Origin of the sequence: Pontibacter populi, from assembly GCF_040278685.1 — a bacterium.
GTDB lineage: Bacteria > Bacteroidota > Bacteroidia > Cytophagales > Hymenobacteraceae > Pontibacter > Pontibacter populi.
Map to the genome: position 1 here is coordinate 39,573 of NZ_JBEOKT010000024.1, position 14,228 is coordinate 53,800.

Genomic DNA, 14,228 nt, shown 5'->3' on the forward strand with positions numbered 1-14,228 from the left:
TGAAACTTAAATATTCTTATGATGTATTACCTGATATGTAACCGTACGCAAGTAGTGGCTAAAAATTTACATAAAGCCGGAGAACATGCTATACTTTTTATTGGGAGGGTTCTTATATGCATTTACAGTTCCTGTGTTACACCGGTTTCTTGGTAAGTATATTTTTATCCCACAGGTACTTCTGCCTCTCTTGCTGCTCTTATATTACAATACCTTCTTACCAGGTGTGTTAGCCGGAAATACCTACTCAATTACGCATGACTGGGTACCTTCTCTGGGTGTACAGCTCCATTTTTATATAGATGGGTTAGCGCTGCTTTTTTGTTTCCTGATAACGGTTTTTGGGGCACTTATCATGTTCTATGCCGCGCATTACCTGCACGATCATCCTAAATTAGGCCGGTTTTACCTGTACTTAACCCTTTTTATGATGGCCATGCTGGGTGTAGTTACAGCAGGTAACCTTATCAGCTTATTCATTTTCTGGGAGCTGACCAGTATCAGCTCTTACCTGCTGATAGGCTTCGGGCATGAGAAGGAAGAATCGCGTAATGCGGCCTTGCAGGCTTTATTAGTAACAGGTTTAGGTGGGTTAGCTTTAATGGCAGGTTTTATATTACTGGGTGCTGCAAGTGGCACGTATAGTATTCCTGATCTCATTAACCGGAGTAGCCTGATCGTTTCTGATAGTTTATACCTGCCGTTGCTGCTCTTTATTCTGTTAGGTGCCTTTACCAAATCTGCACAGTTTCCTTTCCATTTCTGGTTGCCAAATGCCATGTCAGCGCCTACACCTGTTAGTGCTTATCTTCACTCGGCAACTATGGTTAAAGCAGGTGTATACCTGTTGGCCAGGCTGGCTCCTGTATTAGGCGGCACCGACGTCTGGCAATATAGTTTAACTATAACCGGGACAGTTACAGCTTTATTAGGCGCCTATCTGGCGCTTCAACATTCGGACCTTAAAGCGATCCTTGCTTATACCACCATAAGTGCTCTGGGCCTACTGGTATCATTTATTGGTATAGGCACTGAAGAGGCAATAAAGGCAATGGTTGTTTTTTTGCTGGCTCATGCACTATACAAAGGAGCTCTGTTTATGGTTGCCGGCAATTTAGACCACGCCACGGGCACCCGAGATTACCATCATCTTCAGGGTTTACTTAAACCGATGCTTTTTACGGCCGTAGCTGCGCTGCTGGCATCTCTGTCTATGGCAGGCGTGCTGCCTTTTTTTGGGTTTATTGCAAAAGAACTACTATACGAAGCCAGCTCTGCCTCATCCTGGTTGCTGCTGCTGTTCTCTTTCTTTACAGGGGTTATCTTTGTAGCTGTAGCTTTCATAACCGGGTACCGCATTTTCTGGCGCAACCGTAATGCACCTTCCCAACTGCTGCACCCCGATTCAAAGGCACTGGCTTTTCCGCCACTTTTACTTGGGCTTATATCAATTGCCTTTGGATTTATGCCCGGCCTGCTTGTTTCCCCGTTACTAAACCTGTCTGCATCAGCTGTACTAGGGCATCCTTCAGATTTTACACTCAGTCTCTGGCATGGTTTTACGCCTATACTCGGGCTTAGTATCCTTACGTTACTCGCAGGTTTTATAGTTTACCGTTATTTAGAATCTTTCGGACAATTAACATCCAATTTTAGTGTACTCTACACTTACGGGCCTAATAAACTGTATTTTCTAACTATAAAAGGGCTTCAGACAGGTGCCAGGTATGTTACAGCAACTATACAAAACGGGTATCTGCGCCTCTATATAGCATCTATAATAATGTCGCAGGTTGTGCTGCTGGTATTTGCAATCTGGTATAACAGCCCGCCCCTGCTACTTTACGAAAAACTATACCTTCTACAGGAGGTACAGTTGCATGAATGGCTGTTGGTGCTGCTTGTTTTCCCGGTTCTTGTCACTGTGCTAAAAACACGTTCCAGGCTAACTGCTATTGCCGTGCTTGGCATTATGGGCTATACCGTTGCACTCGTATACATACTGTTCGGAGCTCCGGATATAGCTGCCACCCAATTACTTATCGAAACCCTTACTGTACTCATTTTTGTACTGGTATTACATAAACTTCCTGCCTTCCGATACCTGACGCACGCCAGGCAACGTATCACATTTGTAGTTATCTCGCTGCTTTTCGGAGCAACCATGACTTATATAGTGCTGCTTGTAAAACAGTTCCCATTAACATCAGAGCTAAAAAAATACTATGGAGATAATGCTTACCTGCTGGGGAAAGGCAAAAACATTGTAAACGTAATACTGGTTGACTTCAGGGCGCTGGATACATTGGGAGAAATTACAGTGCTGGCAGTAGCCGCTATCGGTATCTATGCCTTACTTAAATTAAGACTTGAGAAAGGAGACTGACTATGAGAACCATCATTCTTGCTACAGCTATCAGGTTACTTATACCGGTTTTCCAGGTCTTTTCTCTATACATCCTTTTCAGGGGGCACAACCACCCGGGAGGTGGCTTTATCGGCGGTCTCATCGGTTCTATAGGTTTTATATTATATGTCATGACATATGGTTCCAAACAAACTCTGAAGCACTACTTAAAGTTAACGCTTATAGTTGGCAAGGAAATAGATCACTATACCCGCTCACGCTACAATTACCACATGCAGCGTGTAAACGCAATGCACCGGCGTAAGCTAGCCAGTGAGTGGAAATGGGAACACCGGATGATGCAGATAGAGCCCATTTACATTATAGCAACAGGGTTATTACTGGCAGCTACCAGTGGTTTTTTAGGGTTCTTTACACAAGGTCCGTACATGTCTTCGCTCTGGGCAGACTTTGTGATACCTGTTATCGGAAAACCTGGCACTCCCATTTTATTTGATATAGGTGTTTACCTGCTTGTATTAGGTATTGTGCTAAAGATAACGTTTGTAATGTCTGAGGAATAAACTATGGAACTACTGATGCCTTTCATTATCGGGCTGCTTTATGCCACTGGTTTATACCTGATCCTTCACCGGCATTTTTTTAAACTGATACTGGGGATGATGTTGTTCGGGCTTGCCACAAATCTGTTCTTGTTTCTGGTAGGCAGGCTTAGTCGCGGCTTAGCACCAATAATACCTGATGATGCACAGGTAGCTACAGAACCATTTGCAGATCCTGTACCTCAGGCACTGTTATTAACGGCTATAGTTATAGGCTTTGGTATACAGGCTTTTTCAATAGTGCTCATTAAAAGAATATATCAGGCCTTTGGCACCAACAGCCTCGATGACCTAAATAATACAGACAAATTAGATACAACACATAAAGACTGACAGAAGTATGCCGCAACTGCACCACCTGTTACTGATATTGCCGTTGCTGCTACCGTTATACGGTGCTATACTCTGTTTATTCTGCTGGAAAAGAGTGTTGCTTCAGAAGGTTGTCGGGAGTATTATAAACGCAGCACTGCTTTTAGCCACTGGCATTCTTTTATACGAAGTGCACACCTATGGCATACTTAAAACACAGATAGGAAACTGGCCCGCTCCGTATGGCATTACACTGGTTGCTGACCTTTTCAGTTGCCTGATGGTGCTGACCGCGTCTGTTACAGGTGCAGCCGTTTTTATCTATTCTTTCAGGGGTCTAAAAATACAAAGGCAACTATATGGGTATTATCCGCTACTGCACATGCTCCAGCTTGGCGTAAGCGGAGCCTGCCTTACCGGCGATATTTTTAACCTGTTTGTGTGGTTTGAGGTTTTGCTTATAAGTTGCTTTGTGCTTATAACCTTAGGTGGAACAAGGCCACAGTTAGAAGGTGCTATTAAATATGTAACTATAAACTTTTTAGCTTCGGGGCTGCTCCTTACAGGCATAGGTGTGGTTTATGGTTTAACAGGTTCGTTAAACATGGCAGAACTGGCAATTATAGTTCGTAGGCCTGCTGAAAACAACAGTCTTTTCCTGATGGCAGGTATGTTCTTTATCATATCATTAGGTATAAAGTCAGCTGTTTTTCCGCTTTTTTTCTGGTTGCCAGCCTCTTACCACACACCACCCATAGCCATTTCAGCGTATATAGGCGGCCTGATAACTAAAGTAGGCGTTTACGCGCTGATCCGGCTTTTTACCCTCATCTTTATAGTTGACCAAACTCTTATCCTGCTATTGTTTACCATAATATCCGGTTTTACAATGGTTATAGGAGTGTTGGGGGCAGCCGCGCAATATGATTTCAGAAAGATATTATCCTTCCACATAATCAGCCAGATAGGATACATGATCATGGGGCTTGCCATATTTACAACTCTCTCATTGGCAGGTACTATCTTTTTTATACTGCATAACATACTGGTTAAGACCAACCTATTCCTGATAAGCGGTGTAGTAGGCAGACTTAACGGATCTTTTGATCTGAAAGTGTTAGGAAGTAACTATCTGAAGCACCCTGTCCTGGCCGGGTTGTTTCTGGTTTCAGCTTTCTCGCTGGCAGGTATACCTCCTCTTTCTGGTTTCTGGGCAAAGTTTATGCTGGCCAAAGCAGGTTTTGAAGCCGGTGATTACACTATAATCTTAATATCGCTGGGGGTCAGTATTCTTACTTTATTCTCGATGACCAAGATCTGGAATGAAGTGTTCTGGAAAAAGGCCCCTGTTGATCTGGATCTGCCTACCCCTGCCCTACCTGATAACCTTACAAAAGGTTTGCTTTATGCGCCCGTCATATTCCTGATAACCTGCATCCTGTTCATCAGTTTTTATGCCGAAGTTATAGTTGGGTTAGTTTACAGGGCAGCGGAACAACTACAGCACACCGACCTTTACATAAATGCCGTACTAAACAGGTAACATGAAAACACTCGTTACACATATTATACTGACAGTGGTGGGTAGTTACCTGTTCTTTAGCCACACACCTTACGAAGGCACTGCTATAAAAGCATCTATAGTTGGTACTATCCTTTTTCTGCTGCTGTGGCTTTCATCGTTTATTTATCAGCGGAGCTATTTCAGGAAACTGCCCAAAGCGTTTTTACTGTTCCTGCATTTCTCAAAAGAGTTTATAACTGCAAATCTCCGAATCGCACACGATATCTTAACACTAAAGTATCATATGCAGCCAACGCTTATTGCGCTTCCGCTTACTGTTCGTTCAGATTTTGAGATCACAATGCTCGCCTGTATTATAACCCTAACCCCAGGCACGCTCAGCATAGATATTAGCCCCGATAAAAAATTGCTGTACATCCATTCGCTTTACGTACCCGCAGGTGGTGTAGAAGTACTAAAACAAGAGATTAAAGACGGGTTTGAAAAACGAATTATGGAACTGATCGCATGAGTTTATTCAGTATTACTTTACAGATAGCTCTGGCAGCACTTGCCATTTCTATGACGATGGCTGCTATCCGGTTCTTTATGGGGCCTTCGCTGCCAGACCGCATCACATCGTTTGATGCTATAGTGGCTAACATAATCGGTATAATAGCTGTTTATGCAGAACTGACCGGTAACGAAGACTTTATAGATGTAGCTATCATCCTATCCATTTTCGGCTTCCTGGGATCTATTTCCTTTGCTTATTACCTTTTAAAATCAAAGCACTAAAAAAGCACCATATGGTACATCAGCTTCACGAAATAATCAGTTCGATACTTATACTAGCCGGCGTAGTTTTTATGCTTCTTTCTGCCATAGGCCTGTTGCGCTTCCCTGATTTCTATACCCGGATGTCAACTATAACGAAAGGCTCTACACTTGGTCTGGGCCTTATATTAATAGGGTTAAGCGTTTACTTTAACAAGGCTGATGTGCTGCTTAAAGTGTTGCTGATACTGTTCTTTATTTTTATAACATCCCCAGTGGCTGCTCATGTTATCAGTCGCACTGCTGTAAAAACCCGGATCCCATTCTGGAAACGTACGAACCTGCATGAATTTAAGGATTATATGGAACGGGAAGACCTGCAGGATCTCGAAGACAAATCCAAGGACTCAATAGTTGACTGAACCGATAGCTGTATTTTGTTGCAGAAACGGCCTTACAGACTCAGCATAGGTTTTATGGGCCTGCACAGATTTTAGAATATGGTCGGGATACAGAAGAGATGTAAGCTTGCCGCCAAAAACACAGCCGGTATCAATGTTGATGGTATTGTTACGCCAGCATGGTTCGTAGACAGGTGTGTGGCCATAAACAACAATAGCATGCCCGGTATAGTTAGCTGCCCAGTCTAATCGTACAGGCAAGCCATGCTGATCTGTTTCGCCGGTGGTGGGGCCATAAAGGCACAGGTCGCGCACAGAACGGTTGTGACTGCCATGCAGGTGTTCCGCCAACCCTGCATGCGCAATTACCAGGCGGCCTTCATCCAACAGAATATGATGCGGTAAATTAGCCAGAAAATCACGGACACGGGTTACAAATGCTGTGCTGCAATGGCTGAGCTGCTCCATTGTTAGCTCCAACCCATGCCGCACCTGCACATTTCTGCCTACCAGCTTACGGTATAGTTTGTCATCGTGGTTACCGCTAACACAATACGCCTGTTTAGCCTCCACCATATCCATAACAAGGTGTAACACTCTAGGCGAATCAGGGCCGCGGTCTACCAGGTCTCCCACAAAAACCGCTTTATGATTTTTGGGTGGCGTAACAGTAAACCGGCTTTCTTTTTTATCAAAATCTACCTCGTAACCCAGTTTCTGAAGCAACTCATGCAACTCATCAAAACAGCCGTGCACATCCCCGATGATATCAAAGGGGCCACGCGCCTCTGTTTGTACCAGGTATCCACTTAAGTCTTTTATCTGAGCCATGCTTAGTTCGGTGATCTAATCAAAACTATAACTGAAAAAACGTATCCGGGGTTCGGGCAACCATGCGAAATAAAACGAGTAAGTGAGCAAATCCGGTCATAACTTGAGCTTAGGATAGTAAGTTGCTATCTTTGAGGCCGCTTATCAATAAAATGTATTACCTGCTGCCTTTACATGTCTTATCTAAAAAAGTATAAAATACCCCTGCTTTGGTTGCGCCGGCACACCTCAGACCGCAATTTTGTACTGATCTCAAGTGTGTTGGTCGGATTTACAGCTGGCCTGGCTGCGGTCGCGCTTAAAACACTGGTGCATTACATACAGGTACTGATAAGTTACAGTAACCGCTTGCTTGAGCAACCTTATTGGCTGGTTCTTTTCCCGATGTTCGGTATACTGCTGACCGTATTTATAGTTCGCGTATTCTTAAACGGTAAGCTGGGCCGGGGTACTGCCAACATCCTGTTCCTGATCTCCCAAAAATCCAGCATCGTAGAGCGGCATAAAATGTACTCACATGTGATCACCAGTGGTATTACTGCCGGATTCGGTGGTTCTGCCGGGTTGGAGTCTCCTATAGTTGTAACTGGTTCAGCCATTGGGTCTAACTTTGGCCGCGACTACCACCTTAACTACCGTGACAGAACCTTGCTACTTGCCTGCGGCGCTGCTGCTGGTATAGCGGCCGTATTTAATGCACCAATTGCCGGGGTACTTTTTGCCATTGAGGTTTTGCTGACAGACATTAGTATCACAGCGTTTATACCACTCATTATCTCGGCTGTGGTAGGTGCTTTATGCTCCAGAATTATTCTGCAGGAAGATATCCTGTTTTACTTCAGTTCAGTGCAGGACTTTACTGCCAGTCAGTTACCTTATTTTATTTTGTTGGGTATTTTCTGCGGATTTCTGTCGGTTTACTATACGCGGATGGTGCATAAAATTGAAGACCTATTTGAGCCTTTTAATAACCAGGTTTATAAACGAGCCTTTATAGGGAGCGCTATTCTTGGTCTGCTGATCATGCTTTTTCCACCGCTTTTCGGAGAAGGTTATAACAGTATAAAGCTATTGGAAAGTAATAGTGCCGGGAATTTAATACAGGGCAGTCCGTTCGCTATTTTTGGAGAGAACGAATGGTTACTGCTTGGTTTTATAGGAGTGCTTGCGTTGATAAAAGTGGTGGCAACAACCTGCACTATATCGGCCGGTGGCAATGGAGGGAACTTTGCACCTTCCATGTTTGTAGGCGCACATGCCGGCTTTTTTCTGGCCCGTTTTATAAACCTGCTGCAGCCCGGTAAATTACCGGAAGGCAGCTTTACGATGATCGGGATGGCAGGTATCCTCAGCGGTGTGATGCATGCTCCGCTTACAGCTGTATTCCTTATTGCTGAGATCACCGGCGGCTATACACTTATGATACCGCTCATGTTAGTTTCAGCCAGTGCATTTGCCCTTGTAAAGTACTTTGAGCCCTATTCGCTGGATACTAAAAAGCTGGCGCAAAAAGGACAACTGCTCACACATAACAAAGACCGTACGATCCTGCGCATCATGAAGATCGGGCATTTAATTGAGACCGAATTTCAACCAATTGCGCCCCAGGCTACCCTTGGCGACCTGGTAGAGGTGATCGCTAATTCACACCGGAATCTTTTCCCGGTGGTAAGTGCCGAGCAAAAACTGGTAGGTATCATATTGCTGGAAAATGTGCGTGAGATCATGTTCAAACGGGAAAAATATAACACCCTTTTGGTTCAGGAACTGATGACACAGCCCCCGGCTACTGTGCAGCACGACGACAGCATGGCTGACGTAATGAAAAAGTTCGATGAAACAGGTGCCTGGAATCTCCCAGTAATGAACGGAGAACTATACCTTGGATTTGTTTCAAAATCAAGCATCTTCACCAAATACAGAAAGCTGCTGATCAAAACTACTAACGTTTAAGCGAGTCAATTATAAGGGCGTTCTGTTACCTAAAACTATAGTTCGACCATTCTTTATACAAACCCCTGCCTTGTTTTTCGTATCTTAGAGTTACCCTGAGATCGAACGACAGACTGCATGCAACAAAAAAAGCTTAAAAACCTCCCCGACCTGGTTAAATTACGCCAGGAACTTCACCAGCATCCCGAACTATCCGGCCAGGAAACAGAAACCGCACGACGTATAGTAGAACACCTTCAAATCTATAAACCAGATAAAATTTATACCCACCTGGGTGGAACTGGTGTAGCAGCTGTTTTTAACGGGCTGAATACAGATGGGCCAACGGTACTTTTCAGAGCTGAACTGGATGCTTTACCTATTGCAGAAACAAATGAAGAGCTTAACTATAGTTCGGTAACAGATAGCATAAGTCACAAGTGCGGGCACGACGGGCACATGGCCATACTTACTGCTCTGGGAAGTCTGCTGCACCAGCAGCGCCCTGCAAAAGGGAAAGTAATTCTGCTCTATCAACCTGCCGAAGAGACCGGCGCCGGTGCCTGGGCAGTGCTGCAGGACAAACGTTTTGAAACAGAATTTAAGCCTGACTATGTGTTTGCCTTGCACAATTTACCCGGCAAGCCGATGCACCAGGTTGTTGTTCGGGAAGATGTTTTTGCTGCAGCCTCTACCGGTATGATCGTGGAGTTGCATGGAAGATCGTCACATGCTGCAGAACCCGAAAATGGCTTGAATCCCGGGCTTGCCATGTCCGAAATTATAGTTGCTTTTAACCATATCATTCGGCAAAAAGATCAGTTCCAGGACCTGACGTTGTTAACCGTTATTCATGCAAGACTTGGGGAAGTAGCTTTTGGTACCAATCCCGGTTTTGCTACTGTAATGGCCACGCTTAGAACCTACCAGCCTGATGACATGAACAAACTTAAAGAGCTTACCCGCAAACAGGTAGAGGAAATTGCCAGCAACTATAACCTGACGTTTAGCATCCGTTTTACAGAAGAATTTCCGGCCACTGTGAACCACAGTAAACAGGTGCAAACTATACAACAGGCAGCAAGAGCCCTCGAACTTGATGTGCAGGAAGCCGTACAGCCTTTCAGATGGTCAGAAGATTTTGGCCATTTTACGGCCAGGTATAAAGGTGCTTTTTTCGGACTTGGTTCCGGCACAGAGCAGCCTCAGCTCCATCACTCCGACTATGATTTTCCGGACGAGCTTATACCAACCGGCGCCGCCGTATTCTATGGCATAGTCCAACACATCCTGAATAAATAAATCCGTATGTTTCATAGTTCTTATATTGAGATCAGCAGATCAGCTTTACAAAACAATATCAACGTTATTAAGCAAGAGATCGGCCCAGGTGTACAGTTTTCGTCTGTTATAAAAGGCAATGCGTATGGCCATGGTATTGAGCAGTTTGCTACCTTAGCGCAGGAGTGTGGCGTAGATCATTTCTCGGTTTTCAGCGCAGATGAAGCGCTGCGTCTGCAGCAATCTCTACCAAAACCGGCTACCACATTAATAATGGGCTATATTGATGATCCGGAACTGGAATGGGCTATACGGCATGATATAGAATTCTTTGTTTTTGAACCAGACAGGCTAGTGCAAGCCGCAAGTATCGCTAAAAAGCTGGGCAAAAAAGCGAAGATCCACCTGGAACTTGAAACAGGTATGAACCGAACCGGATTTGACAGCGCAACTATAGCACACGCCATTAGAGTCTTAGATGACACAAAAGAGCATGTAAGTCTAAAGGCTGTTTGTACGCACTTTGCCGGCGCAGAAAGCTTTCAGAATCATGAACGCATACAAATACAGCAACAGCAATTCCGGAAGTTATCAGAACTACTTATCAACTCAGGTCACTCACCGGAAAAACTGCATTCGGCCTGTTCTGCGGCTATGGTCTCTTACCCCGAAACGCATATGGATATGGTGCGGATCGGTATTATGCAATATGGGTTCTGGCCCAGTCCCGAAACATATAGTCATTTTTTTAGCCAGCGTACCATCAAAAAAGATCCTTTGCGCCGACTGATAAACTGGAAAAGCCGCATTATGAGCATCAAACATATCCAGAAGGGTGAGTATGTGGGGTACGGCAGTTCTTACCAGACACCACGCAACATGACATTGGGCATTATACCGGTAGGTTATGGCTGGGGCTATAGTCGTACGCTAAGCAACCAGGGCCAGGTACTGATCAGGGGAGTTCGCGCTGCGGTAGTAGGTATAGTAAATATGAACGTGATGATGGTAGATGTAACGGATATACCAGGTGTACAGAAAGATGACGAGGCAGTGTTGCTCGGCACCCAGGGAAATGAAAGTATAACGGTTGCCTCTTTTGCCGAACTGAGCACGCAGCTTAACTATGAACTGCTAACCCGACTACCATCTAATATTCCGCGGTTAGTGATCGACTAAACTATAGACAGAGCTTATTTTTCAGATAACGCTTTAAGACCAATACTCGACAAAAAAACACTGGCAAGGCAATCTTTCCAGTACGTAAAAAAAGAGTGAATCTTCTTCCTTGTAACGTATATTTTACCTGTCCTGGGCTTTTCGCCATCTTCCGGGTTATCCGATTTTATAGCCAGCTTATTTGCCGCTTTGCTGATGATCTTTTTGCCCAGGCTCTGTTCATTTCCTTCACTTTCCGATAACAGCTCGATTTTAAAATTCTGATATAGCACGCGCATTGTTCCGGAAGCGTTGCTGCGTTTTAACGTTACACTTACGCTGGCACTTTGTAAAGACCCGCTTTTTACACTCATTAAATTTGTTGATTTCAGGATCGGTTTCAGTAGCTCTGGCTGTGCACTTCCGGTTTCGGCTACTAAAGTGTGATACCCGTTCTTATCCAAAAGCGGCATTTTAACAGCAGCTTTTACAGCTGCCCTACCCATAAACTTCGCATTCGCTTTTATTACAGCCGGTTTTTCAACACTTATAGAGGCTGGCATATTATTAAGGTTTGTGACAGTGCCAATCACTTCCTGTTTTGCTTACTCGCTTATCGACTCATGTAACAATAATTTTTGTTCTGATACGAGAAAGTGTTATTTCTGATGAACTGTACTCACATTTTAAAAAGACTTTGATAGCCAAGATTAAACAACTATTTTTATGAACAAACGTTCATTCATAATATGAAAACATCACAGGTTAAGCGGGATCAGAGCATTAACTTGATGGTAGACACGGCTTTAGCTCTGTTTTCGGAGCAAGGGTATGATGTTACATCAATCCGAACTATAGCGCAGCGGGCAGGCATTTCGCTGGGCCTTATGTATAACTACTTTAAAAGCAAAGAAGAACTACTTGTAGAAATTTGCAGACGTGGTACCTCCGATGTTCGCGTTTCTTTTGAACAAGTAACTCCTGAATGGCAAAACATGTCGGCCATAGAGCGGCACATCAGGCAAACTGTGAAGATCCTGAAAGAGAAAAAAGATTTCTGGAGACTCATTCATGGTATCAGAATGCAGTCTGAAGTTGTGCAAAGGCTAAATGCAGAAATGAAAGAGCAAACAGCTTACATTGAGACACAAATTAAGCAGAACCTGATAGAAGCCGGTATCCCCTTCCCTGACCTGGAAGCAAAACTATACTTTGCTTCTCTGGATGGTCTGGCTCAACATTACCTGCTCCACGAAAATTATCCGATCGACGATGTGGCTACTTTGCTTATCATGAAGTATAAAAGATAATCCGGTTTTAACTATAGATCGCTTAAAAATGAAATCACCAAAATGGCTCGACCGAATTTTGTACCCGTTTGCACACCACACTGTGCAGCTGGCTGCCGGACAAATACACTATGTTGATGAAGGAGAAGGTGAACCTGTAGTTTTCGTGCATGGTACTCCTACCTGGTCGTTTGTTTGGCGGCAACAGATAAAACAGTTAAGCAGGACATACCGTTGCCTTGCCCCTGACCATCTGGGCTTTGGCTTGTCTGAAAAGCCTGTAGATTTCAGCTATACCCCTGAAGCGCATGCCGATAACCTGGAGCAATTTATAGAGCAGCTACAACTAAAAAACATAACGCTGGTTGTGCATGATTTTGGCGGACCAATTGGCTTGCGCTACGCCATACGCCACCCAGAAAATGTAAAGAATATAGTTATCCTGAATACCTGGATGTGGAGCCTGGAACATGAAAGCAGGATAATGAAGATAAGCAAATTTATGGCTGGGGGCATAGGTAAATTCCTGTACCTGCGGCTGGGTTTTTCACCAAATATTTTGTTACCACAAGGCTATCACGAAAGCAAGCACCTCACTAAAGACCTTAAACTACATTACCAAAAACCATTAGCTACCGCAACGAGCAGGATGGGAACCTGGCAATTTGCAAAAGCCCTGCACGAATCGAACTCCTACTTTGCCGAACTATGGAAACAACGCGAGAAGCTGCGAACTATAAACAAGCTTATTCTGTGGGGCGAGAAAGACAAACTGTTGCCAATCAACTTCCTGGATAAATGGGAAAAAGAATTTCCGGAGGCTAAAGTTATCAAATACAAAGCCGGCCATTTTGTGCAGGAAGAACGAGGCGGAGAAGTTGCCGATGCAATTCAAATCTTTATAAAGCAGAAATAACTAAAACATCCGCAACTATAAAACTATGGTTGCGGCTGCTTTACATAATAACCTTACTTCTTACTTTTTGTGACGTTCCTCAAGCACCGCTACTACATCAGCTAACTCCAGTCCCGAAGCAGCAAGTAATACCAATAAGTGATAAAGTAAATCGGCAGCTTCGCCTTTCATAGTTTCTGTCTTGCCGGCAACTGCGTCAATAACAGTTTCCACAGCCTCCTCTCCTACTTTCTGGGCAATTTTGTTTATACCTTTCTCGAACAGGAAATTAGTATAAGAGCCTTCTGAAGGATTTAACTTCCGCTCTTGTATTACCTCTTCCAGTTGCGCGATGAACTGAATAGCTTTTACACGCTTAGCTGTCGCTTCTTCACCAAAACAACTTGTAGCACCAGTATGGCAGGTTGGCCCGTTGGGCTTTACTTTTATCAGCAGCGAGTCGTTGTCGCAGTCTTCGGCTATAGTTACTACCTGCAGGGTGTTGCCGGAAGTTTCGCCTTTGGTCCATAGACGGTTTTTGGAACGGGAATAAAAGGTAACCAGACCTTCGTGTTGCGTTTTTTCAAAGGCTTCCTGGTTCATATAACCCAGCATCAGCACCTGGCCGGTTGCGTTGTCCTGTATCACGGCGGGCACCAAACCACCCATTTTATCGAAATCCAACATAAGTCAGTTAGAAAGTTAAAAAGTTTGAGAGTTAGAAAGTTTGACTCTACTAACCCTGGCGCGAGAATCCATCTCGTGCCGCATTGTGAATGCGAGTCTCCAGACTCGCTTATACTATAGTTTGCAACAGTGAGTCTGGAGACTCACGCACACGCTTAGGCACCGGAAAGATTCCGGCGCTAGAATTATAT

15 protein-coding genes are annotated in these 14,228 nt (G+C 44.3%); 12 read left to right on the top strand and 3 right to left on the bottom strand.

The features are described 5' to 3' along the window. The first annotated feature begins 85 nt into the window (after positions 1-85). Genes mbhE through mnhG form a run of 7 tightly spaced genes read left to right on the top strand, consistent with a single transcriptional unit; the run spans position 86 to position 5,985 of the window. Positions 86-2,386 carry a hydrogen gas-evolving membrane-bound hydrogenase subunit E gene (mbhE, locus tag ABS362_RS18070; RefSeq protein ID WP_350414276.1) on the top strand — a complete coding sequence of 767 codons (2,301 nt, stop codon included), beginning with the start codon at positions 86-88 and terminating at the stop codon, positions 2,384-2,386. 2 nt (positions 2,387-2,388) lie between these two features. Further along, positions 2,389-2,931, top strand: a complete 543-nt coding sequence (locus tag ABS362_RS18075) for an MnhB domain-containing protein (protein WP_350414278.1) — start codon at positions 2,389-2,391, stop codon at positions 2,929-2,931. A 3-nt stretch (positions 2,932-2,934) separates the two neighbouring features. After that, positions 2,935-3,303 carry a Na+/H+ antiporter subunit C gene (locus ABS362_RS18080; RefSeq protein WP_350414279.1) on the top strand — a complete coding sequence of 123 codons (369 nt, stop codon included), beginning with the start codon at positions 2,935-2,937 and terminating at the stop codon, positions 3,301-3,303. A gap of 7 nt (positions 3,304-3,310) precedes the next feature. Continuing rightward, on the top strand, positions 3,311-4,825 hold the full coding sequence (locus tag ABS362_RS18085) for a proton-conducting transporter transmembrane domain-containing protein (RefSeq protein WP_350414281.1): 1,515 nt from the start codon (positions 3,311-3,313) through the stop codon (positions 4,823-4,825). A gap of 1 nt (position 4,826) precedes the next feature. Then, complete coding sequence (locus ABS362_RS18090; RefSeq protein WP_350414283.1) at positions 4,827-5,318, top strand: Na+/H+ antiporter subunit E; 492 nt, start codon at positions 4,827-4,829, stop codon at positions 5,316-5,318. Then, a complete protein-coding gene (locus tag ABS362_RS18095; RefSeq protein WP_350414285.1) occupies positions 5,315-5,584 on the top strand; it encodes an MrpF/PhaF family protein in 270 nt (89 codons plus the stop codon). The genes ABS362_RS18090 and ABS362_RS18095 overlap by 4 nt, the downstream gene beginning before the upstream one ends. 11 nt (positions 5,585-5,595) lie before the next feature. Then, entirely contained in the window at positions 5,596-5,985 is a 390-nt protein-coding gene (gene mnhG, locus ABS362_RS18100; RefSeq protein WP_350414287.1) for a monovalent cation/H(+) antiporter subunit G, read from the top strand. Here the strand turns inward: mnhG and ABS362_RS18105 are convergent. After that, on the bottom strand, positions 5,971-6,795 hold the full coding sequence (locus ABS362_RS18105) for a metallophosphoesterase (RefSeq protein ID WP_350414288.1): 825 nt from the start codon (positions 6,793-6,795) through the stop codon (positions 5,971-5,973). The genes mnhG and ABS362_RS18105 overlap by 15 nt on opposite strands. Before the next feature lie 174 nt (positions 6,796-6,969). Between ABS362_RS18105 and ABS362_RS18110 the strand changes: the two genes are divergently transcribed. The 3 genes from ABS362_RS18110 to alr all read left to right on the top strand — a co-directional run bounded on the left by ABS362_RS18110 (position 6,970) and on the right by alr (position 11,187). Beyond that, entirely contained in the window at positions 6,970-8,748 is a 1,779-nt protein-coding gene (locus ABS362_RS18110) for a chloride channel protein (protein WP_350414289.1), read from the top strand. Positions 8,749-8,865: 117 nt separating this feature from the next. After that, complete coding sequence (locus tag ABS362_RS18115) at positions 8,866-10,029, top strand: amidohydrolase (RefSeq protein ID WP_350414291.1); 1,164 nt, start codon at positions 8,866-8,868, stop codon at positions 10,027-10,029. 6 nt (positions 10,030-10,035) lie between these two features. Beyond that, positions 10,036-11,187: an alanine racemase gene (gene alr / locus ABS362_RS18120; protein WP_350414292.1), complete on the top strand. Its 1,152-nt coding sequence runs from the start codon at positions 10,036-10,038 to the stop codon at positions 11,185-11,187. Between the two features lie 14 nt (positions 11,188-11,201). On the opposite strand, the gene ABS362_RS18125 is transcribed toward alr, so the two are convergent. After that, positions 11,202-11,729 carry a hypothetical protein gene (locus ABS362_RS18125; RefSeq protein WP_350414293.1) on the bottom strand — a complete coding sequence of 176 codons (528 nt, stop codon included), beginning with the start codon at positions 11,727-11,729 and terminating at the stop codon, positions 11,202-11,204. A gap of 186 nt (positions 11,730-11,915) precedes the next feature. Between ABS362_RS18125 and ABS362_RS18130 the strand changes: the two genes are divergently transcribed. Next, positions 11,916-12,476, top strand: a complete 561-nt coding sequence (locus tag ABS362_RS18130) for a TetR/AcrR family transcriptional regulator (protein ID WP_350414295.1) — start codon at positions 11,916-11,918, stop codon at positions 12,474-12,476. Between the two features lie 28 nt (positions 12,477-12,504). Further along, positions 12,505-13,371, top strand: a complete 867-nt coding sequence (locus ABS362_RS18135) for an alpha/beta fold hydrolase (RefSeq protein ID WP_350414296.1) — start codon at positions 12,505-12,507, stop codon at positions 13,369-13,371. Between the two features lie 60 nt (positions 13,372-13,431). Here the strand turns inward: ABS362_RS18135 and hisIE are convergent, their stop codons facing one another. Then, the gene (gene hisIE / locus ABS362_RS18140; protein ID WP_350414298.1) at positions 13,432-14,037 is read right to left on the bottom strand and encodes a bifunctional phosphoribosyl-AMP cyclohydrolase/phosphoribosyl-ATP diphosphatase HisIE; all 606 of its coding nucleotides are present in this window, start codon (positions 14,035-14,037) and stop codon (positions 13,432-13,434) included. Between the last annotated feature and the right edge of the window lie 191 nt (positions 14,038-14,228).